Here is a 23,211-nt window from a genome sequence, read left to right as displayed (position 1 = left end):
GCACCACCCGCCGCCGGACGGGCGGATCGGTGACCGGGCCCGCGCTCGTCACACCGCCACGTACGTTACCGGCTCGCTCCCCGCCACCGCCTCCGCCCGGCCCAGCTTCACCAGCCGGCGCAGATGCGCCTCGGCCTCCGACACGGCGATGTTCCGGGAGCCGTGGGGGATCTGCTCCCAGGGGCGGTTCCACTCCATGCGCTCCGCCAGCTGCCACGGCGTGAGGGGTGCGGCGAGGAGGGCGAGCAGTCCCGTCAGGCGCTCCTCGTGGTGGTCCAGGAGTTCGCGGACCCGGCCCGCCGCGTCCGCGAAGGCGTGCTGGTGGGCGGGCAGCACCTCGGCCACGCCCAGCCGGCCGACGCGTTCCAGCGAGTCGAGGTAGTCGCCGAGCGGGTCGGTGGCCGTCGCGTCGTCCGGGTCCTCGTACAGGCCCACGTGCGGGCTGATGCCGGGCAGCAGGTGGTCGCCGGAGAAGAGGCGGCCCCGGCCGGGGAGGTTCGCCGGGTGCTCCTCCTCCAGGTGCAGGCAGACGTGGCCCGGGGTGTGGCCCGGGGTCCAGATCGCGCGCAGCGAGCGGCCGGCCAGGTCCAGGAGTTCGCCCGGCACGATCTCGCGGTCCGGGAGCGCGGCCCGCAGACCGGGCAGGGTGCGCATGCGGCCGCCCTGCTCGCGGGCGGCCGGCAGCGGGGCGATGTGGTCCTCGGGGGCGCCGGCCGCCGTCAGCTTCGCCGCCAGGTACGACAGCCAGCTGCCGGGCTCCGATTCACGGGTCCGGCGCACGATCGCCGTGTCCGCCGCGTGCATCGCGATCCAGGCCCCGGACGCCTCGCGGACCTGCCCGGAGAGGCCGTGGTGGTCGGGGTGGTGGTGAGTGATCACCACGCCGTGGATGTCCGCGACGTCCACGCCCGCGGTGGTCAGGCCCGCCGTGAGGGTGTCCCACGCCTCCGGGTCGTCCCAGCCGGTGTCGATCAGGACCGGGCCGCGGCCGGTGTCCAGGAGGTGGACCAGGGTGTGGCCCAGCGGGTTGTCCGGGATGGGGACCTCGATGCTGTGGACACCGCCACCGTGGTTGATCACCTGCGTCATGGGCTCCCCATCTCTGCGCGGCCTCGGCGGCGTCCGGGGTACGGCCACGACGCGCCGCCTCCACTCTAACGAGAGCTTGTTCCAGTGGTAGCCCCGGCCGGCCACCGCCCGGCGGCGGCGGTGCGCTCCATGGACTCCTGCACCCGGAGCTGGTATCAGTTCTGACAACCAGTCAGGTCCGGTCGCCGGGTGGGCCTCCGAGCCGGATCACGTGCCGCGTCGCGGAAGGCAGCAGCCATGAGCGAGCTTGTCGAACACGGAAAACTGTTCATCGGCGGGGAGTGGGCCGATCCGCTCGGGCGGGACGTCATCGAGGTCGTCTCCCCGCACACCGAGCAGGTCATCGGCCGGGTGCCGCACGCCTCCGAGGCCGACGTGGACCGGGCCGTCGCCGCCGCCCGGCAGGCATTCGACCACGGCCCCTGGCCCCGGACGAGCCTGGACGAGCGGATCGCCGTCGTCACCCGCATCAAGGACGCCTTCGCCGCCCGGTACGAGGAGATGGCCCGGGTCATCAGCGCGCAGAACGGCACCCCGTACACGTCGAGCGTCATGGTGCAGGCGCTGGCCGCGATGATGGTGTGGGACGCGGCGCTCACCGTCGCCCGCTCCTTCCCCTACGAGGAGCGCAGGGACGGGGCGCTCGGGCCGCTGCTCGTGCGGCGGGAGCCGGTCGGGGTCGTCGCGGCCGTCGTGCCGTGGAACGTGCCCCAGTTCACCGCAGCCGCCAAACTCGCGCCCGCGCTGCTCGCCGGCTGCACGGCGGTCCTCAAGGTGTCGCCCGAGACGCCGCTGGACGCCTACCTGCTGGCCGAGATCGCCGCCGAGGCCGGGCTGCCCGAGGGCGTGCTGTCGATCCTGCCCGCCGACCGCGAGGTCAGCGAATACCTGGTGGGGCACCCGGGCGTCGACAAGGTGTCCTTCACCGGGTCCGTCGCCGCCGGCCGCCGCGTCATGGAGGTCGCCTCCCGCAACCTCACCCGCGTCACGCTGGAGCTGGGCGGGAAGTCCGCCGCCGTGATCCTCCCCGACGCCGACCTGGACGCCGCCGTCGCCGGCATCGTGCCCTTCGCCTGGATGATCAACGGGCAGGCGTGCGTGGCCCAGACCCGCATCCTCGTGCCGCGCTCCCGGTACGGGGAGTGCGCCGAGGCATTCGCGGCGGCGGCCGGCGCGCTCAGGGTCGGCGACCCGCTCGACCCCGCCACCGAACTGGGCCCGCTCGTCGCCCGCCGCCAGCGGCAGCGCTCCCTGGACTACATCCGCATCGGCCAGGAGGAGGGCGCCGAACTCCTGGCCGGCGGCGGCCGCCCGGCCTCGCAGGAACGCGGCTGGTACGTCGAACCCACGCTCCTCGGGGACGTCGACAACTCCATGCGCGTCGCCCGCGAGGAGATCTTCGGCCCGGTCATCTGCCTGCTGCCGTACGGGGACGAGGAGGAGGCCGTACGGATCGCCGACGACTCCGAGTACGGGCTCAGCGGCAGCGTCTGGACCGCCGACACCGAGCGCGGCATCGACGTCGCCCGCCGGGTCAGGACCGGCACGTACAGCGTGAACACCTTCAGCCTCGACATGCTCGGCCCGTTCGGCGGCTACAAGAACTCCGGCCTGGGGCGGGAGTTCGGGCCGGAGGGGTACGGCGAGTTCTTCGAGCACAAGATGATCCATCTGCCCGCCAGGTACGGGAGCGAGGGCTGATGGGGGACCGCTGGAGCGTCGAGGTCGACCGCGGGGTGTGCATCGGCTCGGGCATGTGCGTGAACCACGCGCCGGACGGCTTCCGGCTGGACTCCGCCCGCCAGTCCCACCCCGTCGACCCGGAGGCCGACGCCAACGAACGCGTGCTCGCCGCCGCCGAGGGCTGCCCGGTCGAGGCCATCACCCTCGCCCTCGCCGACACCGGAGAGGTGGTGTTCCCGCCGGAGGACTAGACGACCGGAGGACTGGAGGACCGGAGGACTAACGGCCGGCGTCCGACAGCAGATGGAGCCGCAGCGCCAGTTGCAGTTCCAGCGCCCGGTCCGGTTCGTTCCAGTCGCGGCCCAGCAGCACCTGGATGCGGTCCAGGCGCTGCACCACCGTGTTCACGTGCACGTGCAGCTCGTCCTTGGCCCGGATCAGGCTGCCGCCCGCGCCGAAGTACGCGCTCAGCGTCCGCACCAGATGCGTGCCGCGCTGGGCGTCGTACTCCAGCAGCGGCCCCAGCGTCGCCGCCACGAACCCGTCCACGTCCTGCGCGTTGCCCAGCACCACGCCCAGGAAGCCCAGCTCCTCCACACACGCGCCCTCGCCCGTACGCCCCAGCACCCGCATCGCCCGCAGACAGCGCGCCGCCTCCGCGTAGGCGGCGGCCAGCTCCCGGGGGCCCCGGGCGGGACCGGCGGCGGCCACCGTGACGGGGGACTGGGCCAGCTGCCCGAGCTGGGCCGCCGCCGCACGGGCCGCCGCGCCCGCACCCGTACCGCCGTACTCGGTCAGCAGCACCACCGCACCCGCGTGCTCGGCGCTCACGCCCTGGTTCTCGCCGCCGAACAGGAAACGCATCGCGGCAGGCGCCAGCCGCTCGCGCGCATCGGTCTCCGCCACCAGCAGCAGGTGCGGGCGGTCCAGGTCGATGCCGAGGCGGCGCCCCCGCTCGGCCAGGCCCGCCGGATCGCGGCCGGTATCCGTGAGCAGGTCGGCGATCAGCTCGCCGCGTATGCGGTTCTCCGTCTCGGCCACCGTGCGCCGCAGCAGTAACAGCAGCCCCGTCACCACCGCCGACCGCTCGAACAGCCGCCGGTCGGAGTCGTCCAGCGGGCGGCCGCGGTGCAGCACGAGGCCGGCCAGCAGCTCCTGACCGGCCAGCACCGCACACACCACCCTCCCCTCGCGGTGTACGGCCCGCGCCCCCGTACGCGACTCCTCGGCCGCCTCCGCCAGCCACCCGGCGTCCAGGCTGTCGGCGGCGAAGCCCGTACCGTCCGGGCGGACGGCGGCCAGCGGGCGGCCGCCCGGGTCGTGGATGGTCAGCGGCGAGCCGAGCAGCCCGGCCACGGCCGCCGCCACGTCCTTGACGTCCCGGCCGCGCAGCACCAGGTCGGTGAGCCGGTCGTGCGACTCCTCGGCCCGCCGCATGGCCGCCGAGTGCGCCCGCACGGAGGCGTTGGCCTCGGCCAGTTCCGCGTTGGCCTCCGCCAGTTCGGCGAGCGCCGATGTGGTGTCGGCGAGCGCGCGGGCCGTGTCGATGGCGATCGCGGCGTGCGCGGCCAGCGAGCAGAGCAGGGCGACCTCGTCGGGGCTGAAGACCCGGGGCGCCCGGTCCGCCGCGAACAGGACGCCGATCACCTTCCCCGTACCGCCCCGGCTGGAGCCCAGCAGCAGCGGCACGCCCAGGATCGCGACCAGGCCCTCGTCCAGGACCCCGGCGTTGATGTTGCGGGTGTGGCGGAAGCGCTCGTCGGTGCGGTAGTCCGGCGTCGCGTACGGGCTCGCCGTCTGCGCCACCAGACCGCCCAGCCCCTCGCCCAGCTCCAGGCGCAGCCGCTGGAAGAGCACCGAGACCGAGCCGTCCGTCACCCGCATGTAGGTGTCGCCGGCCTCCTCGTCCGGGAGGGTCAGATACGCGGTGTCCGTGCCCAGCAGCATCCGGGCCCGCCGCACGATCGCCTTCAGCACGTCGTCCAGATCGCGGGATGCCGCCAGGTCGCCCGCCGTGTCGAAGAGCGCGGTGAGCTGGAGCTCGCGCCGCCGGTGCTGGCGCAGCACGCTCCTGATCCGCAGCGCGGTCGCCGTCGCCCGCTCCACCTCCGCCAGCTCGTCGGCGGGCACCCCGTCCCCCCGCGCCTGCGAGGAGACCGCCCCCAGCGCCTCGGCCGGCGCGTCGTCGGCCAGCAGGTCGAACAGGCGCCGGAGGTGGGGTGCGGCGGAGGGGAGCGGTTCAGGCATGGCGTCCAGGGTTCCTAGCGGGTCGGGCGGGTCAGTTCGCGGTCCAGCCGCCGTCCATGGAGAGGGAGGAGCCGGTGATGTGACCGGTGCGCGGGCCGCACAGCCACAGGACCGCCTCGGCGACGTCCGCCGGTTCGATCAGGCGCTTGATCGCGCTGCGTTCCAGCATCACCCGCTCCACCACCTCCTCCTTGGAAACGCCGTGCGTGCGGGCCTGGTCGGCGATCTGGTTCTCCACCAGGGGGGTGCGGACGTAACCGGGGCAGACGCAGTTGCTCGTCACCCCGTGCTCCGCCGCCTCCAGCGCGACCACCTTGCTCAGCCCCTCCAACGCGTGCTTGGCCGTCACATAGGCCGATTTGTACGGGCTCGCGCGCAGCCCGTGCACCGAGGAGATGTTGACGACGCGCCCCCAGCCGCGTTCGTACATGCCCGGCAGGGTCCGGCGCAAGACGCGGAACGGGGTCTCCACCATCACGCGCTGGATCAGCGCGAACCGCTCCGGCGGGAACGCGTGCACCGGGGCGACGTGCTGGAGCCCCGCGTTGTTGACCACCACGTCCACATCGGCCGGCAGGGTGTCCACGACCGCCGGCTCGGACAGGTCCACCACCCAGGGCGTCCCGCCGATCTCCTCCGCCAGGCGCTCGGCGGCCTCACCGGCCCGGTCCACCACGTGCACATGGGCGCCCGCGGCGGCGAGCGCCTGGGCGCAGGCCCGTCCGATCCCGCTCGCCGCCCCGGTCACCAGCGCGGTGCGCCCGGCCAGGACGGGTACTGCGGGCGGCTGCGTCGGTCCGCCGGGCGCGGGGGCGGCGGGCTCGTGATCCGGTCTGCGGGAAGTCTCCATGGCCGTCACGGTAGGTACGCGGCGGCCCGTGTCACATGGCGCCGGTGCACACACCCTCCCGCCCCGGCATGGTGGCGGCGTACGTGGTGCCGGTCCCCGCCGGGCGGCCCCCCGCGCCGGGCCCGGGGGCGGCGCAAGGGACCGGCCGCACACAGCCGGGGCCCGCCGGTGTCCGTCTGCCACATGGGCGGGGGCCCCGGCTGCTCGTAGGTTCCGGCAGCGACCCCATCGGCCCCCCACCCCCACGACAGGGAGATGCAGCCCCGTGCGTCCAACGATCCTGAAACGCCTCTTCCGCCGCGTCGCGTCCACCGCCGCCCTCGCTCTGCTCGCCGCGACGCTGACCGCCACCGCCGCCGCGCAGCCCGCCGCAGCTGCCGCCGGCCTCCAGCAGGTGACCGGCTTCGGCACCAACCCCGGCAACCTCCAGATGTACGCGTACACCCCCGCCCAGCTCCCCGACAACGCCCCCCTCGTCGTCGCACTGCACGGCTGCACGCAGACCGCCGACGCGTACTACACCAACTCCGGCTGGCCGAAGTTCGCCGACGCCTGGGGCTTCGCGGTCGTCTTCCCGCAGACCACCTCCGCCAACAACGCGCTGTCCTGCTTCAACTGGTTCGACCCGGCCGACGACACCCGGGGCAAGGGCGAGGCCGCGTCCATCGTGCAGATGGTCGACTACGCGAAGCGCACCTACGGCACCGACGCCCGCCGGGTGTACGTCACCGGCCTTTCGGCGGGCGGCGGGATGACCGCCGACCTGCTCGCCGCCTACCCGGACGTGTTCGCGGGCGGCTCGGTGGCCTCGGGGCTGCCCGCCCAGTGCGCGACGAGCCAGGTGGCCGCCTCGACCTGCCAGTACGGCCCGCAGAGCCAGACGCCCGCGCAGTGGGGCGACAAGGTCCGCGCCGCCTACCCCGGCTACAGCGGCCCGTGGCCCCGGGTGGCGATCTGGCAGGGCACGTCCGACTACACGGTCTACCCGGCCAACGCCACGGCCCTGCGCGACCAGTGGACCAACGTCTGGGGCATCGGCCAGACCCCGTCGTCCACCGACACCCTGCCCGGCAACACCATCCGTACCGTCTACAACGACGCCTCCGGGAAGCCCGCGGTGCAGATGTACTCGGTCTCCGGCATGGGCCACGGCCTGGCCGTCGCCCCCGGCTCGGGCGACCAGCAGTGCGGCTCGACCGCCGCCTACTTCCTGAGCTCCATCTGCTCCTCGTACTACACCGGCGTCTTCTGGGGCCTGGACGGCGGCACCGCCCCCGGCGACGGCGGCGACCCGGGCGACGGCGGCGACCCGGGCGACGGCGGCGACCCCGGCACACCCGGCCCCGCCGCGTGCTACAGCGCCACCAACTACGCCCACGTCACGGCGGGCCGGGCGCACATGTCCGGCGGGTACGTCTACGCCAACGGCTCGAACCAGAACATGGGCCTGTACAACGTCTTCGTCAGCCACACCCTGAAGGAGACCCCGGCCGGCTACTTCGTCATCGCGGACAGCGGCTGCGCCGCCTGACCCGCACGGACGGGCGGGCCCGGCGACACCGCCGGGCCCGCTCCGTATCCCGCTCAGGCGCGCGCGAACGCCACCAGCCGGTCCGCGATCTCCCGCGCGCCCCGGTCACCCGTGAGGACCGTGTAGTGGTTCACGTCCCGCACCGCGACCGGCTCCACCCGGGTCCCGCCCAGGTCGGCGGCGGCCAGCCGGCCCTCGTCGTACAGGCCCTGCTCCTCGTCCATCAGGCCGCGCGCCGCCCACAGCAGCACCGCGTCGGCGGGCAGCTTCCGGACCGCCGAGAGCACCTCCTCGTCGAACAGGCCGACCCCGTCCGTGCGGATCGCCTCGATCCGGCAGGACGAGCGCAGGGCCGGCTCCTCACCCGTCAGGTCGCGCTGGATGTACGCGTCCACCTCCTCGGACCAGGCGTCCGCGAAGGCCGGGTGCGCCTGCCAGAACGCGCGGTAGGCGGCCCGGTCGGGGAAGGTCATCGACAGCCGGTCCATCGCCGGGCCGATCACCGCCGTCATCAGCTCGTCCGGCGTCAGGTGCGTCGGCGCCGGGAAGCCGATGCCGCCGTCCACGAGGAGCAGCGGCCCGAAACGGTACGGGTGGCGCACCGCCGCCAGGGCCGCCACGAACGCGCCCATCGAGTGGCCCGCCAGCACCACCCGGTCCAGGCCCAGGGCTCCGGTCAGGGCGGCGATGTCGTCGGTGTGCGCGGCGATGCCGTACGGGCCCGGCAGGTGCGAACTCCCGGCCCGGCCGCGCAGATCCGGGGCGACCAGCGTGACCCGTCCCGCCAGCAGCCGCGCCACCGCCGCCCAGGAGAGCGCGTTGGAGGTGATGCCGTGCAGCGCCACCACCACCGGGGCGTCCGGGTCGGCGGCCCGCCAGCGCAGCGCGGCCAACTCGCCTCCGGGCACGGCGACGTGGATCTCCTCGTGCGGTATCACTGGTCTCCGGTCTCCTTACGGTTCGAAACGGCCCTCAGCCGGGACGGCAGCCGGGCCAGGCCGCCGGGCAGCAGATGTACCACGGCCACGAACAGCACGCCCAGCAGGAACAGCGGCTGCGAGAGCGGTACGCGCAGCACGGCGGGCAGGTCGGCGACCGCGCCCGAACCGGCCAGGTCGCCGAGCCGGTGGTCGGCCCAGGTGTAGAGGATGCCGCCGACCATCGGGCCCCAGCGGGTCCCCGAGCCGCCGAGCACCACCATCACGAGCAGCGACAGCGTGAAGTCGGAGGCGGTCGTCTGGGGTGTGGAGCCGCCCGTCAGGAGCAGGTGCACGATTCCGCCGAGCGCCGCGAGCCCGCCCGCGACGACGAAGGCCGTCAGCTTGAACCCGTACGGCTTGAGGCCCAGCACCTCCACCCGGCGCTCGTTCTCCTTGATGCCCTCCCAGACGCGGCCGGTGGGGGAGCGGACCGCCCAGTGGACGACGCCCAGGGTGAGGACGAGGTAGGCCAGCGCGATCCAGTACAGGTTCGCGGTGTTGTCGATGCCGACGAGCGAGGACGGCAGCAGGTCGGACGGGGCCGCCCGGCCCTCCTCGCCGCCGGTGACCCCGCCGGGGTTGCGGGACACCAGGATCGAGCCCGCCTGGGCGAACGCCAGGGTCACCATCGAGAAGCCGATGCCGGTGACGCGCAGGCTCACCGACCCCAGGGCCAGCGCCAGCGCGATCCCGAAGAGCAGCCCGAGGACCGTGGCGAGGGCGAACGGCAGCCCCGCCTCCAGCAGGAACAGGTTGGTGGCGTAGCTGCCCGCCGCGAAGTACAGGGCATGGCCGAACGAGAGCAGCCCGGTCCGCCCGAGCAGCAGGTCGTAGCCGGTGGCCAGAGCGCCGAACAGCAGGCAGGTCGCCAGGAGTTGCAGACTGCCCGCCGAGCCGAGGGGCCCGTCGAGCACGCCCGGCACCGGCACGGCGCTGAACGGCGCGGCCACCAGCACCAGCAGGACGGCGGCGGGCCACCAGCGCAGCGGCCGGGCCCGCCCGGCCGTGGCCGGAGCCGTGTCCGGCCGCTCGCCGGTGCGGTCGTGTGTGTCGGTGGCGGTGCTCACGCGAGCCTCCCCGTCAGTCCGCGCGGCCGGATCAGCAGCAGCACGGCGAGCAGGACGACGACCGCCAGATCGCCGAGCCCCGCTGCGGTGTAGTAGTTGGCGAACTGCTGGACCAGGCCGATGACCACGGACGCCACGGCGGCGCCGGTCACCGAGCCCATGCCGCCGGTGACCACGACGACGAACGCGAAGATCAGCAGCGAGGTGCCCTGGTGGGGGTCGACCGAGCCGAAGTACAGCCCGCCGAGCGCCCCGCCCAGCGCCGCCGCGCAGCCGCCGATCGCGAAGACCAGCGTGAACGCCCTGCGGACGTCGATGCCGAGCGCGGTGACCATCGCCCGGTCCTCGACCCCCGCCCGGACGACCAGGCCGTGCCGGGTCCGGCCGAGGAACAGCCGCAGTGCCACCAGCACCACGACCGCCGCCCCCACCAGCACCAGCCGGTTGACCGGGACCTGCGCGCCCAGCAGCCCGAAGGTCCCGCCCAGCGCCTCGGGCCCGGGGAAGGTGTGGGCGTCCGAGCCCCAGATGCCGGAGAGCAGCGCGGGGACGGCGAGCCCCACCCCGACCGTGGCGAGCACCTGCTCGCGCGGCCGGGTGTAGAGCGGGCGGACGACGGCGAGTTCCAGCAGCACGGCGGCGGTGGTGCCCACCGCCGTACCGAACAGGACCGCCAGCACGAAGCCGGCCCCGCCGGGGCCCGCGCCGGGCAGGTTCCCGGACGCGGCCCACCAGGTGCCGTACGCGCCGATGGACAGCAGCGCCCCGTGCGCGAAGTTGAGCACGTCCATCAGGCCGAAGATCAGCGAGAGTCCGGACGCGACGAGGAAGTAGAGGGCCCCCAGACCGAGTCCGGTCATGGTGAGCAGGACGAGGGTGGACATCAGGAATCCGCCTTCACGGAAGGGTGTGCGGGGACCGGGCCGTGCCCCACGCCGAGCAGCGTGCGGGCCGCCTCCGCGTCGCCCAGCAGCTCGGCGGCCGGGCCCCGGTGGGCGGTGCGGCCGTCGGCGAGGACCACGCAGTGCCCGGCGAGCCGGCGCACCACGGCGAGGTTCTGCTCCACGAGCAGCACCGGCACCGCCTCGGCGGCCCGCTCCAGCACCTGGGCCACCTCGGTGACGACTTTCGGCGCCAGGCCCTTGGTGGGCTCGTCCGCGATGATCAGCCGGTTGGTGTTGAGCAGGGTGCGCCCGATGGCGACCATCTGCTGCTGCCCGCCCGACAGCGTCCCGGCCAACTGCCGTGCGCGCTGCTTCAGTTCGGGGAAGAGTTCGTGGACGAGGCCGTACGCGGGCTCGCCCGCGCCGCGCCGCTCGGCCAGCCGCAGGTTCTCCGCGACGGTCAGCCCGGCGAAGATCCCCCGGTCCTCGGGGGCGTAGCCGATGCCGCGCCGGACCAGGGCGTGGGTGGGCAGGCCCACGGTCTCCTCGCCGCCGAGCCGGACGCTGCCGGCGCGCGGGACGAGGCCGAGGACGCCCCGCACGGTGGTGGTCTTCCCGGCGCCGTTGCGCCCGAGCAGCGCGGTGACGCCGTGGGCGGTGACGTCCAGGTCGACGCCGTGCAGGATGTGGCGTCCGCCGATCAGGACCCGCAGGTCCTTGACGTCGAGCAGGGGTTGCTCCGTCACAGCCCCTCCCCGAGGTACGCCTGCTGCACGGTCGGGTCGGCGGTGACCGCGCCGGGGGTGTCCAGGGCCAGCAGCCGGCCGTGGTGCATCACGGCGAGCCGGTCCGCGAGGCCCAGCAGGACGTCCATGTGGTGTTCGACCATGAGGACCGTGCGCCCCTCCTCCCGGTGCAGGGTGCGGATGAGTTCGGTCAGCGCCGGGACCTCCTCGGCGCTCACCCCGGCCATCGGCTCGTCGAGCAGCATCAGCCGGGGTTCGCCCACCAGCAGCACGGCCAGCTCCAGCTTCCGCTTCTCGCCGTGCGAGAGTTCGGCCGCCGTGGCCTTCGCCCGGTGGGCGAGCCCGGTGCGTTCCAGGACCCCGGCCACCTCGGCGGTGTACGGGTCGGCGGGCCGCCACAGCCGGTACGAGCCGCCCCGGGCGGCCTGTGCGGCGAGCCGGACGTGGTCGGCGACGGTCATCGCGGGCCACAGGCTGGAGGTCTGGAAGGTCCGGCCGATCCCGCGCCTGGCCCTTGCGTGCGCGGGCCGGTCCGTCATCTCGGCGCCGTCCAGCTCGATGCGGCCCGCGGTGGGCAGGTTGAGCCCGCTGATGAGGTTGAACAGGGAGGTCTTGCCCGCCCCGTTGGGCCCGATGAAGGCGAGGAACTCGCCCTCGCGGACGCTCAGCGTGACGTCTTCGACGATGGTGGCGCCGCCGACGCTCCAGCCGAGTCCCTCCAGCTGGAGCACGGGCGCCACCCGGTCCGCCGGGCCTGCCGGCCCGAGGGTGTGGGGTGCGGTCACGGTTCAGCCCGCCGCGGGCTTCACGGGCGGTGCCACGGCGTCCATCTGCTCGGTGTCCAGCAGCTTCGGCTCGGCCGTCTTGCCCTTGCCGTCCAGCTGGGCCACGAACATCGGCTGCAGCAGCGCGTGGTCCTCGCCCCGGACCCGGGTCCGCCCCTTGACCCCGTCGAAGCTCCAGCCCTCCAGGGCCTTCACCATCGCGGCGGTGTCGGTGGCGCTGCCCTCCTCGATGGCGTGCACGATCATCTGGGCGGCGGTGAAGCCGTCCGGCGTGAACAGGTCGGGCCGGCCGCCGTCCTTCGTCACGGCGTCCAGCATCGCCTTCTCCACGGCGTTGCCGCCGCCCGCGCCCGGGAAGTAGTGCGCCAGGAACGACACCTTGGACCCGGCGGCCCCGAAGACGGGGTACGAGGCGGTGCCGGCCAGGCCGGTGACGACCTTGCTCGCGCCGAGCACGCCCTGCTGGTCCAGCGCGGTCCACAGCGCCGGGGCGGTGGAGCCGGCCCAGGCGACGAAGACCAGGTCGGGCCCGCCCGCCTTGACCTGCCGGGCGAACGGCGTCAGGTCCGTCGCGCTGGGCGGAGCCAGCACCGAGCCCACCTTCGCGCCCTTCTCGCCGAGCACCGCCTTGACGGCGGCGACGTTGGCCTGGCCGAAGGTGGAGTCCTGGGCGAGCACCGTGACCTTCTTGCCCTTGGCCTCACCGAGCATCGTCCCCGCCGTCAGGATGTCCTGGTAGGACTGCCGGCCCGAGCGGAAGGTGTAGTCGTTGACGCCGGTCACCGCGTCGGTGGCGGCCGGGCCGTTGACGTAGAGGATCTTGTTCTGGGCGGCGAGCGGGGCCATCTGGAGGGCGACGCCGGAGTCGGTGGTGCCGGCCAGCACCTTGTAGCCCTTGCCGATCAGGTTCTTCGCGGCGGAGACGGCCTTGCCGGGGTCGCCCGCGTCGTCCTGCTCGGTGACCTCGATGGGGTGGCCGCCGGCCTTGCGGGTGCCCTTGGTGGCGTAGTCCAGGCCGGCCATGAAGCCGTCGCGGTACTGCTTGCCGTAGTCGGCGAGGAGCCCGGTCCTGGAGTACACCAGGCCGACCTTCACGGCCGCGTCGTCGGCGGACTTCGCCGAGCCGGAGTCGCCCGCCTTCCCGGCGGCGGTGCAGCCGGTCAGCAGCAGGCCGGCTGCGGCCAGGACGGCGACGGTACGGATGTCACTGAGGGATCTGCGGGCTCTGCGGGCTCTGCTGGCTGTGCGGGGCATGGTGACCGGCTCCTCGGCGTGTTCCTGTGATGTCGCCGAACCGTATGAACACCGTGCCGCCGTCGATATGGTGCAGGGCACCCCACCTCGCCCCCGGAGCGTGTGGGTGCCGCACATGGCAGCCGCCCGCCCGGGTCAGGAGGCCGGGTCCGGCGCCGACAGGTCGATGAGCCGGCACACCGTCTCGATGTCCGTGCGCACCTGCGCGATCGACGCCCGGCCGGAGAGCCAGGTGATCAGCGCCGAGTGCCAGGTGTGCTCGATCACCCGGACGGCCGAGAGCTGTTCCGGCGTCGGGTGGCCGGTCCCCATCGCGTCCAGGATGATCGCGGTCGTGAGCCGCGAGACGGTGTCCACCTCGGGGCTCACGCTGCGGTCCGCGAAGGTCAGGGCCCGGACCATCGCGTCCGCGAGGTGCGGTTCGCGCTGCATCGCGCGGAAGGCCCGCATCAGGGTGTCGGCGACCCGGGCCGCCGCGTCGTCCCCGGCCGGGGGGCGCTTGCGGAGGGTGGTGTGCATGTGCTGGAGCTGGTCCTGCATGGTGGCGACGAGGAGGTGGACCTTGGACGGGAAGTACCGGTACAGGGTGCCGAGGGCGACCCCGGCGGCCTCCGCCACCTCGCGCATCTGGACGGCCTCGAAACCGCCCTTCCCGGCGAGCTGGGCGCTGGCGTGCAGGATGCGGCGGCGGCGGGCCTCCTGGCGTTCCGTCAGGGGCGGCGATGCCGGTCTGGCTTCCGCTGTCATGTGTCCCATCCCCGTGGCTTCTCCCCGCGTCCGCGAGGACGCGACGGCCGGTGCGGCGGCGCACAGCATGCCAGGGTGTGTGCCGTGGCGCGAATCACCTGATCCGGCCGTTGCACCGACGCTACCTGCCGGTAGATTCGTAGCTCATTGAACGATCCAGTCTGAAACTTGTTCTAGATTAGCGTGAGCGGTTACGCTCCGGCGAACACGCAGTGAGAAGGGGGCCGAGTGTGACCGCTGAGGCCATAGAGTCGGGCCCCCGCACGGGCCCCGGTACGTCGGGCACGGGCGACGGAGACGGCCCCCTGCGCATCGCGCTCCTCACGTACAAGGGCAACCCCTTCTGCGGCGGACAGGGCGTCTACGTACGCCATCTCGCCCGCGAACTCGCCCGCCTCGGCCACAGCGTCGAGGTCATCGGCGCCCAGCCCTACCCGGTGCTCGACGAGGGCGTCCCGCTCACCGAACTGCCCAGCCTCGACCTCTACCGGCAGCCCGACCCGTTCCGCACCCCGAAGCGCGGCGAGTACCGGGACTGGATCGACGCCGCCGAGGTCGCCACCATGTGGACCGGCGGCTTCCCCGAACCGCTCACCTTCAGCCTGCGGGCCCGGCGCCACCTCGCCGCCCGGCGCGGCGAGTTCGACGTCATCCACGACAACCAGACGCTCGGCTACGGGCTCCTCGGCGACCTCGGCGCCCCCCTCGTCACCACGATCCACCACCCCATCACCGTCGACCGGCAGCTCGACCTGGACGCGGCCCCCACCCGCCGCCGCCGCGCCTCCGTGCGCCGCTGGTACGCCTTCACCCGCATGCAGAAGCGGGTCGCGCGCCGGCTGCCGTCCGTGCTCACCGTCTCCGGCTCCTCCAAGGACGAGATCACGGACCACCTCGGCGTGGACCCCCGCCGCGTCCACGTCGTCCACATCGGCGCCGACACCGGCCTGTGGTCGCCCGACCCCTCGGTCGCCGAGGTCCCCGGCCGGATCGTCACCACCTCCAGCGCCGACGTCCCGCTCAAGGGCCTCGTCCACCTGGTCGAAGCGCTCGCCAAGCTCCGCACCGGCAACCCCGCCGCCCACCTCGTCGTCGTCGGCCGCCGCGCCGAGGACGGGCCGGTCGCCCAGGCCATCGAGCGGCACGGGCTCGCGGACGCCGTCGAGTTCGTCAAGGGCATCAGCGACACCGAGCTGGTCGACCTGGTGCGCGGCGCCCAGATCGCCTGCGTCCCCTCGCTGTACGAGGGCTTCTCGCTGCCCGCCGCCGAGGCCATGGCCACCGGCACCCCGCTCGTCGCCACCACCGGAGGGGCGATCCCCGAGGTGGCGGGCCCGGACGGCGAGACCTGCCTCGCGGTGCCGCCCGCCGACCCCGGCGCCCTCGCCGACGCGCTCGGCCGGCTGCTCGGCGACGCGGAGCTGCGCGCCCGGCTCGGGGCCGCGGGGCGCGAGCGGGTGCTCGCCCGGTTCACCTGGAAGCAGGCCGCGATCGGCACCGCCGCCCTCTACCGGCAGGCGATCGCCGCCCGCGCCGCCACCGGCCCCGGCGGCCGGCGATGAACCCGGCCCGCCCGCCGGGCCCCTGACCATCCGCCCCCCTCCCGACCCCGACCGCGAAAGCAGGCATTCGTGCTGACCGTGGACTTCACCCGCTTCCCGCTCGCCGCAGGCGACCGAGTGCTCGACCTGGGCTGCGGCGCCGGACGCCACGCCTTCGAGTGCTACCGGCGCGGCGCCCAGGTGGTGGCCCTCGACCAGAACGGCGAGGAGATCCGCGAGGTCGCCAAGTGGTTCGCCGCGATGAAGGAGGCCGGGGAGGCCCCCGAGGGCGCCACCGCCACCGCGATGGAGGGCGACGCGCTCAACCTGCCCTTCCCCGACGAGTCCTTCGACGTCGTGATCATCTCCGAGGTCATGGAGCACATCCCCGACGACAAGGGCGTGCTCGCCGAGATGGTCCGGGTCCTCAGGCCCGGCGGCCGGATCGCCGTCACCGTCCCGCGCTACGGCCCCGAGAAGGTCTGCTGGGCCCTCTCCGACGCCTACCACGAGGTCGAGGGCGGCCACATCCGCATCTACAAGGCCGACGAACTCCTCGGCAAGATGCGCGGCGCCGGCCTCAAGCCGTACGGCACCCACCACGCCCACGCCCTGCACGCCCCGTACTGGTGGCTCAAGTGCGCCTTCGGCGTCGACAACGACAAAGCGCTGCCGGTGCGGGCGTACCACAAGCTGCTGGTCTGGGACATCATGAAGAAGCCGCTGGCCACCCGGGTCACCGAGCAACTGCTGAACCCGGTCGTCGGCAAGAGCTTCGTGGCCTACGCGACCAAGCCGCACCTGCCCCTCGCCGCCGCCGCAGCCGAGGCCGAGGCGTGAGCCTTCCCGAGCGGACCGAACACCTCGTCCTGCCCGGAGTCCTCACCGCCGCGCAGGCCGCCGAGACCGTCGCCGCCGTGCTCGCCGTGCAGCGCCCGGACGGCGCGATCCCGTGGTTCCGGGGCCACCACCTCGACCCGTGGGACCACACCGAGGCCGCCATGGCCCTGGACGCGGCCGGTGAGCACGCCGCCGCGGAGCGCGCCTACGAGTGGCTGGCCCGCCACCAGAACGAGGACGGCTCCTGGTACGCCGCCTACCACGACGGCGACCCGCTGCGGCCGACCGACCGCGGCCTGGAGTCCAACTTCTGCGCCTACGTGGCCGTCGGCGTCTGGCACCACTACCTCGCCACCGGCGACGACGCCTTCGTCGACCGGATGTGGCCGACGGTCTACGCGGCCGTCGAGTTCGTCCTGCGGCTCCAGCAGCCCGGCGGCCAGATTGGCTGGAAGCGGGAGGCCGACGGCACCCCGGTGAGGGACGCGCTGCTGACCGGCTCCTCCTCCATCCACCAGGCGCTGCGCTGCGCGCTCGCCATCGCCGAACGACGCGAGGAGGCCCAGCCGGACTGGGAGTTGGCGACCGGCGCGCTCGGCCACGCGATCCGCAGCCATCCGGAGCGCTTCCTCGACAAGGGCGCGTACTCGATGGACTGGTACTACCCGGTCCTGGGCGGCGCCGTCACCGGCGCGGCGGCCAAGGAGCGGATCGAGGAGGGCTGGGACCGCTTCGTCGTCCCGGGACTCGGCGTGCGCTGCGTGCTGCCCAACCCGTGGGTGACCGGCGGCGAGAGCTGCGAACTGGCCCTCGCCCTCTGGGTGATGGGCGAGTCGGACCGGGCCCTGGAGATCCTCCAGTCCATCCAGCACCTGCGGGCCGAGGGCGGCATGTACTGGACGGGGTACGTCTTCGAGGGCAACCGGGCGTTCTGGCCCGAGGAGCAGACCTCGTGGACCGCCGGTTCGCTCCTGCTGGCGGTGGCCGCGCTCGGGGGCGACGAGGCGACCACCGCCGTCTTCAGCGGCGAGCGGCTTCCGAAGGGCCTTGAGCCGGACTGCTGCGGCTGAGGGCTTCCCAAAGGCTCCGTCAGCGCCGGACGCGGCCCGCCACGGCGTGCCCGATGAACAGGTACACCAGGGCGGCGAGGCCGTAGCCGGCGACGACATTGGCCCACGCCCGGTCGAACGTGAACAGGTCGTACGACCAGCCCGCGAGCCAGCGTGCGGTGTGCCGCACGAACTCGACCAGCTCGTTGCCCCGGTTCGCGTCGAGCAGGTACATCAGGATCCACAGGCCGATGATGAAGGCCATGACGTCGGCCACTACGGCGATGACACGTGCTGCGGTGACGCTTCCGTTGCCTCTGCTGTAGGACATGGGCTCCGCGTTGCCGCTTTCGCCCCGCCGAAACACGTACGGCCCCCCAGCGCTGGCGCGGCCCTGCGACCGGAGCCAGCCTGGCGGGGGAGTGCCGGGCCCCGGCACCCGTTGTGCTCCGCCCGGCCAGGGAGGCCCGCCGTGCCCCGACCCGTACCGCTGCGCCGCACGGTGACCGCGCTGCTGCTGTCCTGCGCCCTGCTGGTGGGTGCCACCGCATGCGGCAGCGACGACAAGGGCAGCGCCGCGAGCAGTTCCGCGTCGCCCACCGGCACCTCGTCGGCCCAGGCGCAGAAGTTCGCCAAGACCCGGTTCGTCGCCAACGCGGGGCTCGCGGCGGGCGCGACGTACCAGTGGATCGTGAAGCCGTACCGGGCCGGGAAGTTCAAGAAGGGCGCAGACGGGCGCACCTTCGCCCTCGTCAAGGCGGGCCTCGCGGGCGGCTTCGCCTACAACCGGCTCAAGGCGGCCTCGGACAACGCCAAGGGCGACCCGCTGCTGTCGAAGGCCGTCGCCCCGCTCACCGCGGGCATCGAATCGCTCAAGGGCCTCGGTACCAAGCTCCGTAAAGGCGACGCGGGTTCGGGCGACATCGGCGCCTTCGAGAGCGTCGTCAACGGCATCAAGGACGCGGGGAAGAGCGCGGGCGCCGAAGTGAAGGACAAGGTGCCGTCCACGTCACAGCTTGGCGGATAACCGCATGTGGGAGGCCCCGGCGTCGCATTAGGGTGCGGGCATGGGTCTACTCACGCATGAGCGCTACTGCGACGAAATCGTCCGCCTGACCGACGAGTTGAGGGCGACGCTCATGGGCGCCGACCTCGACGCCACCGTACCGACCTGCCCCGACTGGACGCTGCGCGAACTCGCCCTGCACGTCGGCCGCGCCCAGCGCTGGGCCGGTGAGATCGTCCGCACCCGGGCCCCCGAGGCGGTCGCCCCGGAGAAGGTGCCGGCGCGCGCCCCCGAGGGCGACGACCCCGCCGCGCTCGACGCCTGGCTCGCGGACGGGGCGGCCGGGACCGCCGCCGCACTGCGGGAGGCGGGTCCGCAGACGGAGGTGTGGTCCTGGGTCCGGGAGCAGCGCGCCGGCTTCTGGGCGCGGCGCATGGCCATCGAGACCGTCGTCCATCTGGCGGACGCGGCCCTCGCCGCGAAGGTCCCGTACACGGTCGCCCCGGAGCTGGCCGCGGACACGATCGACGAGCGGCTGCAGATCCTCGCCTTCGCTCAGGCCCAGGGCGACCCCCGGGGCGCGGAGCTGCGCGGCGCCGGCCGCTCCCTCCACCTGCACGCCACCGACGTGCCCGACGCCGAGTGGCTGATCGAGCTGGGTGAGGACGGCTTCACCTGGCGCCGGGCGCACGGCAAGGCGACCGTGGCACTGCGGGGGCCGCTCACCGACCTGATGCTGGTCTTCAACCGGCGCCTCGCCCCCGACAGCGACCGGGTGGAGGTGCTGGGCGACGCCGGGCTGCTGGACTTCTGGCTGGCGCGCACGGCCTTCGGCTGAGCGCGGGCGGCCGCCGGTGTGCGGGCCGGGCGGCGTTGGGCCAAGCTGGACGGACGGCCGCAACCGTCCCGTCCCGCGAGGAGGTGCCATGGACCCGGTCAGGGCCCTGGAGCGGATCGCCTTCCTGCTGGAGCGCGGCAAGGCGGTCACCTACCGCGTCCAGGCATTCCGCACCGCCGCCCGCACCCTCGCCGCGATGGACGACGGCGAGGTCGGCCGGCGCGTGGCGGACGGCTCGCTGGAACAGGTCAAGGGCATCGGCCCCCGCACCGCCGAGGTCATCCGCGAGGCGGTGGCCGGCGAGACTCCCGGATACCTGGACCGGCTGGAGTCCGAGGCGCGCGGCGCCGGGCCCCTCGCGAAGGGCGGCGAGCACCTGCTCTCGCTGCTGCGCGGCGACTGCCATACGCACTCCGACTGGTCGGACGGCGGCAGCCCCATCGAGGAGATGGGCCGCGCGGCCGCGGAGCTGGGCCACGACTGGACGGTGCTCACCGACCACTCGCCCCGGCTCACCGTCGCGAACGGCCTCTCGCCCGAGCGGCTGCGCCGGCAGCTCGCCGAGATCGCCGAACTCAACGAGCGCTGGGCGCCGTTCAGGCTGCTCACCGGTATCGAGTGCGACATCCACCTCGACGGCACCCTCGACCAGGAGGAGGAGCTGCTGGAACAGGTGGACCTCGTCGTGGTGTCCGTCCACTCCAAACTCCGCATGGACCCCGCACCGATGACCCGGCGCATGGTCGCCGCCGTCCGCCATCCGCAGGCCGACGTCCTCGGCCACTGCACCGGCCGCCTGGTCACCGGACGGGGCCGCCCCGAGTCCACGTTCGACGCGGACGAGGTCTTCGCCGCCTGCGCGGAGTCGGGCACGGCCGTGGAGATCAACAGCAGGCCCGAGCGGCTGGACCCGCCCCGCCGGCTGCTGCGCCGGGCCGTGGCGGCGGGCACCCTGTCCGCCGTGGACACCGACGCGCACGCACCGGGCCAGCTGGACTGGCAGGCGTACGGCTGCGCCCGCGCCGAGGAGTGCGGGGTCCCGCCGGAACGCGTCGTCACCACCTGGTCGGCGGACGAACTCCTGCGCTGGACCCGTCAGGGCGAAGTCCCCAAGCGCGCGGCTAGTTGAGCTCTGCGAGCACCCGCAGGGTGTGCGGGTCGGGCGCCGTCACCAGCAGGTCGGTGACCGGACCCGCGCGCCACGCCTCCAGCCGCTCCGCGATCCGCTCCCTCGGCCCGACCAGCGAGATCTCGTCGGCGAACGCGTCCGGCACGGCCATCACCGCCTCCTCCTCGCGGCCCTGGAGGAACAGCCGCTGGATGTGGCGCGCCTCCTGTTCGTAGCCCATCCGCGCCATCAGGTCCGCGTGGAAGTTGCGGGCGGCGGCGCCCATGCCGCCGATGTAGAAGCCGAGCATCGCCTTCACCGGCAGCAGCCCCTCCGCCACGTCGTCGCAGACCCGGGCCCGTGCCATCGGCGCGACCATGAAGCCCTCGGGCAGGCCGTCGAGCGCGGCCTCGTACACATCGGTGCGCGTCGGCGACCAGTACAGCGGCAGCCAGCCGTCCGCGATCCGGGTGGTCTGCGCGATGTTCCCCGGCCCCTCCGCGCCCAGCAGCACCGGGAGCGAGGCGCGCAGCGGATGCGTGATCGGCTTCAGCGCCTTGCCGAGGCCGGTGGCGCCCGGGCCCCGGTACGGGTGGGTGTGGAAGCGGCCGTCCAGTTCGACGGGGGCCTCGCGGCGGAGCACCTGGCGCACCACGTCCACGTACTCGCGGGTCGCGGTGAGCGGGCTCGCCGGGAACGGCCGCCCGTACCAGCCCTCCACGACCTGCGGGCCGGAAAGCCCGAGGCCGAGCATCATCCGGCCGCCGGAGAGGTGGTCGAGGGTCAGCGCGTGCATGGCGGTCGCGGTGGGGGAGCGGGCCGCCATCTGCGCGATGGCCGTGCCCAGGCGGATGCGGGAGGTGTGGGCGGCGATCCAGGTCAGCGGGGTGAAGGCGTCCGAGCCCCATGCCTCCGCCGTCCACACCGAGGTGTAGCCCAGGTCCTCCGCCGCCCGGGCCAGCTCCAGATGGGCCGGGTCGGGGCCGCGGCCCCAGTAACCGAGAGCGAGTCCGAGCCGCATTCCGCTGCCTCCCCGACTTTCTGACGTTGCATCAGGTACGTCGGGGAGAGTACGGCAGCGGCCCCCCGCCCGGAAGGGGCGGAGGGCCGCTGTCCTGCGTGCGGGGCGTCAGCCGCGCTGGATGCCCGTGGTGTCCTGGAGGACGCCGCGACGGCCGTCCTGCGTCTGGGCGATCAGGGCCGCACCGCGCTGCTCGACCGCGAGGTACCAGGTGCCCGGCGCCAGCTCGGCGATCGGGGCCTGCGAACCGTCCTCGTTGTACAGCTGGCGGGCCACCGGCACCGCGAACCAGAACGGGGTGAAGTCACCGGACTGCCCGCCGGCCGCCGGGGACTGCGGGGCCGGGGCCTGCGCCTGCTGGGCGTCGGGCTGACCGGCGTGCTGCGGGGCGGCGTACGGCTGGGGCTGGCCCGGCTGACCGCCGAAGGCGGGCTGCGGACCGCCCGGGTAGCCGTAGCCCTGGCCGGGCTGGCCACCGTACGGCGGATGTACGGCCTGCGGCTTCGGGGCACCCGCGAGCGGGGCCCTGAGGGCCGGGACCAGCGGGGAGGCGACCGCTCCCGCGGCCAGCACCAGGGAGGCGATGAAGCCGAGGATCAGACCGGCACCGGCGTCGATCTGGCCGAGGTCGATGATCGTCCAGAACATGTTCCACGCCGTGAAGACCGTGGCCGCGACGCCGAACTGGGCGAGGTCGAGGCCGAGGACCTTGCGCGGCTGCGGCTGCGAACGGGAGAGCACGATCAGTGCTGCGCCGATCACCCCGACCATGTAGACACCGATGCCATTGCCCAGGGAGTCCCAGGAGTTGGGCGGGTCGACGCTGGTGCTTCCGTAGTCGAAGTAGTCGAGGAAAGAGGCGATGAACAGCACGACCGCTGCTCCGATCACCACGCCATCGCCTCGAGTGAGGGAGCGGATATTCACGTGAAGGTCCTTAGTCGGTCGTCTCGTCGGGGCGGTCGTCGCTGGCACCGCGTCTGCGGCGGGCACGGCACGAAGCTCGGGAACGGCTCCCCATCGTACGGATGAATCTATCGTCTGCCCGGGCGGGTTGTGTTCCTGCCCGGTTGGTGCGCGGACATCCTCCCGAATTCATCGCAGAATCACCCCTTGCTTACCCCCCGAGGTAGCTGCTGATGCCGTCGGCGATGCCCTGCGCGGCCTTCTGGCGCCAACCCGGGCTGGTGAGCAGGGCGGCGTCCTTGGGATCGCGCATATTGCCGCATTCGATGAAGACTTTGGGCACGGTCGACAAATTCAGTCCGCCGAGATCCTTGCGTACGTCCAAACCGGTATTGCTGCCCACGTAATTGGAAGGGGAACTTCCGGTACTGCGCACGAACAGTCCGGCGATACGGGTGCCGAGATCACGGGAGGCCGCGACGATCTTCGAGGTGTCCGCGCCCCCGCCGCGCACCGATGCGGGAAGGATCACGTGGAAGCCCCGGTTGCCGGCGGCCGATCCGTCCGCGTGGATCGAGATCACCGCGTCCGCGTGGGCCTTGTTGCCGATGCGCGCCCGCTCGTCCACGCACGGCCCGAACTCCCGGTCCCCGTCGTACGTCAGGATCACCGTCGCGCCCTGGGCCCGCAGCAGCGTCCGCAGCCGGTGCGCGACGTCGAGGTTGAACTCCGCCTCCGCGTAACCCCCGTTGGTGGCGGTTCCGGTGGTGTCGCACTCCTTGTGCCCGGTCCCGATGTCCACCTGGCGGTTGATCTCGGCGGTGTGCAGGTGGTTGCGGGGGTTGTGCCCGGGGTCGATGACGACCGTCCGCCCGGACAGCGGCCCGGAGGGGGCGGGCGGCGGCACCGAGCGCGTGGCGGACGGGGAGGCGCTCGTGCGCGACGGCGACGGCGACGGCGACGGGGAGCGGGTGGGGGAGGGCGGCGCCGGGTCGGCGGACGGGGTGGCGGCCCCGGTGGCGCTCGGTCCCGGCCGGGC

At 73.7% G+C, this 23,211-nt stretch carries 23 protein-coding genes; 9 read left to right on the top strand and 14 right to left on the bottom strand.

From position 1 onward, the window contains the following. Nucleotides 1–48: 48 nt before the first annotated feature. Nucleotides 49–1,089 carry an MBL fold metallo-hydrolase gene (locus tag E6R18_RS11175; RefSeq protein WP_136316728.1) on the bottom strand — a complete coding sequence of 347 codons (1,041 nt, stop codon included), beginning with the start codon at nt 1,087–1,089 and terminating at the stop codon, nt 49–51. Nucleotides 1,090–1,326: 237 nt separating this feature from the next. Between E6R18_RS11175 and E6R18_RS11170 the strand changes: the two genes are divergently transcribed. Both E6R18_RS11170 and E6R18_RS11165 read left to right on the top strand, forming a co-directional pair. Further along, nucleotides 1,327–2,790, top strand: coding sequence for an aldehyde dehydrogenase (locus E6R18_RS11170; RefSeq protein ID WP_136316727.1), 1,464 nt, complete (start codon nt 1,327–1,329; stop codon nt 2,788–2,790). After that, entirely contained in the window at nt 2,790–3,023 is a 234-nt protein-coding gene (locus tag E6R18_RS11165; protein WP_136316726.1) for a ferredoxin, read from the top strand. Before E6R18_RS11170 ends, E6R18_RS11165 begins: the two co-directional genes overlap by 1 nt. A 28-nt stretch (nt 3,024–3,051) precedes the next feature. On the opposite strand, the gene E6R18_RS11160 is transcribed toward E6R18_RS11165, so the two are convergent. Together E6R18_RS11160 and E6R18_RS11155 are read right to left on the bottom strand one after the other, a co-directional pair. After that, nucleotides 3,052–5,019, bottom strand: a complete 1,968-nt coding sequence (locus E6R18_RS11160; RefSeq protein WP_136316725.1) for a GAF domain-containing protein — start codon at nt 5,017–5,019, stop codon at nt 3,052–3,054. 31 nt (nt 5,020–5,050) lie between these two features. Further along, nucleotides 5,051–5,869 (bottom strand): 3-hydroxybutyrate dehydrogenase, encoded by an 819-nt coding sequence (locus tag E6R18_RS11155; protein ID WP_136316724.1) that lies wholly within the window; start codon nt 5,867–5,869, stop codon nt 5,051–5,053. Between the two features lie 265 nt (nt 5,870–6,134). Between E6R18_RS11155 and E6R18_RS11150 the strand changes: the two genes are divergently transcribed. Beyond that, nucleotides 6,135–7,400: a PHB depolymerase family esterase gene (locus E6R18_RS11150; RefSeq protein WP_136316723.1), complete on the top strand. Its 1,266-nt coding sequence runs from the start codon at nt 6,135–6,137 to the stop codon at nt 7,398–7,400. Between the two features lie 53 nt (nt 7,401–7,453). Here the strand turns inward: E6R18_RS11150 and E6R18_RS11145 are convergent, their stop codons facing one another. The 7 genes from E6R18_RS11145 to E6R18_RS11115 all read right to left on the bottom strand — a co-directional run bounded on the left by E6R18_RS11145 (nt 7,454) and on the right by E6R18_RS11115 (nt 13,863). After that, nucleotides 7,454–8,338: an alpha/beta hydrolase gene (locus E6R18_RS11145; protein WP_136316722.1), complete on the bottom strand. Its 885-nt coding sequence runs from the start codon at nt 8,336–8,338 to the stop codon at nt 7,454–7,456. Next, complete coding sequence (locus E6R18_RS11140) at nt 8,335–9,447, bottom strand: branched-chain amino acid ABC transporter permease (protein ID WP_136316721.1); 1,113 nt, start codon at nt 9,445–9,447, stop codon at nt 8,335–8,337. The genes E6R18_RS11145 and E6R18_RS11140 overlap by 4 nt, the downstream gene beginning before the upstream one ends. Continuing rightward, nucleotides 9,444–10,331, bottom strand: a complete 888-nt coding sequence (locus E6R18_RS11135) for a branched-chain amino acid ABC transporter permease (RefSeq protein ID WP_136316720.1) — start codon at nt 10,329–10,331, stop codon at nt 9,444–9,446. The genes E6R18_RS11140 and E6R18_RS11135 overlap by 4 nt, the downstream gene beginning before the upstream one ends. Continuing rightward, nucleotides 10,331–11,077: an ABC transporter ATP-binding protein gene (locus tag E6R18_RS11130; protein ID WP_136316719.1), complete on the bottom strand. Its 747-nt coding sequence runs from the start codon at nt 11,075–11,077 to the stop codon at nt 10,331–10,333. Before E6R18_RS11130 ends, E6R18_RS11135 begins: the two co-directional genes overlap by 1 nt. Then, nucleotides 11,074–11,862: an ABC transporter ATP-binding protein gene (locus tag E6R18_RS11125; RefSeq protein WP_136316718.1), complete on the bottom strand. Its 789-nt coding sequence runs from the start codon at nt 11,860–11,862 to the stop codon at nt 11,074–11,076. Before E6R18_RS11125 ends, E6R18_RS11130 begins: the two co-directional genes overlap by 4 nt. 3 nt (nt 11,863–11,865) lie before the next feature. Further along, nucleotides 11,866–13,116, bottom strand: coding sequence for a substrate-binding domain-containing protein (locus tag E6R18_RS11120; protein WP_136316717.1), 1,251 nt, complete (start codon nt 13,114–13,116; stop codon nt 11,866–11,868). Between the two features lie 135 nt (nt 13,117–13,251). Beyond that, a complete protein-coding gene (locus E6R18_RS11115; protein ID WP_136316716.1) occupies nt 13,252–13,863 on the bottom strand; it encodes a TetR family transcriptional regulator in 612 nt (203 codons plus the stop codon). Nucleotides 13,864–14,093: 230 nt separating this feature from the next. Between E6R18_RS11115 and E6R18_RS11110 the strand changes: the two genes are divergently transcribed. The 3 genes from E6R18_RS11110 (at nt 14,094) to E6R18_RS11100 (ending at nt 17,314) form a co-directional block, all read left to right on the top strand. After that, a complete protein-coding gene (locus tag E6R18_RS11110) occupies nt 14,094–15,425 on the top strand; it encodes a glycosyltransferase family 4 protein (RefSeq protein ID WP_136316715.1) in 1,332 nt (443 codons plus the stop codon). A 69-nt stretch (nt 15,426–15,494) separates the two neighbouring features. After that, nucleotides 15,495–16,244, top strand: a complete 750-nt coding sequence (locus tag E6R18_RS11105; protein WP_136316714.1) for a class I SAM-dependent methyltransferase — start codon at nt 15,495–15,497, stop codon at nt 16,242–16,244. Next, on the top strand, nt 16,241–17,314 hold the full coding sequence (locus tag E6R18_RS11100) for a prenyltransferase/squalene oxidase repeat-containing protein (RefSeq protein WP_136316713.1): 1,074 nt from the start codon (nt 16,241–16,243) through the stop codon (nt 17,312–17,314). The genes E6R18_RS11105 and E6R18_RS11100 overlap by 4 nt, the downstream gene beginning before the upstream one ends. Nucleotides 17,315–17,333: 19 nt before the next feature. Here the strand turns inward: E6R18_RS11100 and E6R18_RS11095 are convergent, their stop codons facing one another. Next, on the bottom strand, nt 17,334–17,624 hold the full coding sequence (locus tag E6R18_RS11095) for a hypothetical protein (protein ID WP_136316712.1): 291 nt from the start codon (nt 17,622–17,624) through the stop codon (nt 17,334–17,336). A 141-nt stretch (nt 17,625–17,765) separates the two neighbouring features. Between E6R18_RS11095 and E6R18_RS11090 the strand changes: the two genes are divergently transcribed. The 3 genes from E6R18_RS11090 (at nt 17,766) to E6R18_RS11080 (ending at nt 20,266) form a co-directional block, all read left to right on the top strand. Further along, nucleotides 17,766–18,320 (top strand): hypothetical protein, encoded by a 555-nt coding sequence (locus tag E6R18_RS11090; protein WP_136316711.1) that lies wholly within the window; start codon nt 17,766–17,768, stop codon nt 18,318–18,320. A gap of 40 nt (nt 18,321–18,360) precedes the next feature. Further along, complete coding sequence (locus E6R18_RS11085) at nt 18,361–19,137, top strand: maleylpyruvate isomerase family mycothiol-dependent enzyme (protein ID WP_136316710.1); 777 nt, start codon at nt 18,361–18,363, stop codon at nt 19,135–19,137. A gap of 88 nt (nt 19,138–19,225) precedes the next feature. Then, nucleotides 19,226–20,266, top strand: coding sequence for a PHP domain-containing protein (locus tag E6R18_RS11080; protein ID WP_136316709.1), 1,041 nt, complete (start codon nt 19,226–19,228; stop codon nt 20,264–20,266). Here the strand turns inward: E6R18_RS11080 and E6R18_RS11075 are convergent. The 3 genes from E6R18_RS11075 to E6R18_RS11065 form a co-directional block, all read right to left on the bottom strand. Continuing rightward, nucleotides 20,259–21,266: an LLM class F420-dependent oxidoreductase gene (locus E6R18_RS11075; protein WP_136316708.1), complete on the bottom strand. Its 1,008-nt coding sequence runs from the start codon at nt 21,264–21,266 to the stop codon at nt 20,259–20,261. The two genes, E6R18_RS11080 and E6R18_RS11075, sit on opposite strands and share 8 nt — an antisense overlap. 108 nt (nt 21,267–21,374) lie before the next feature. Then, a complete protein-coding gene (locus E6R18_RS11070; RefSeq protein ID WP_136316707.1) occupies nt 21,375–22,160 on the bottom strand; it encodes a DUF5336 domain-containing protein in 786 nt (261 codons plus the stop codon). Nucleotides 22,161–22,383: 223 nt separating this feature from the next. Next, nucleotides 22,384–23,211, bottom strand: an 828-nt coding sequence (locus tag E6R18_RS11065) for an N-acetylmuramoyl-L-alanine amidase (protein WP_136316706.1), incomplete at its 5' end; no start/stop codon positions are given.

Origin of the sequence: Streptomyces sp. A1277 (assembly GCF_004795015.1) — a bacterium.
Lineage (GTDB): Bacteria > Actinomycetota > Actinomycetes > Streptomycetales > Streptomycetaceae > Streptomyces.
This window is presented reverse-complemented; position numbering and strand designations above follow the sequence as displayed.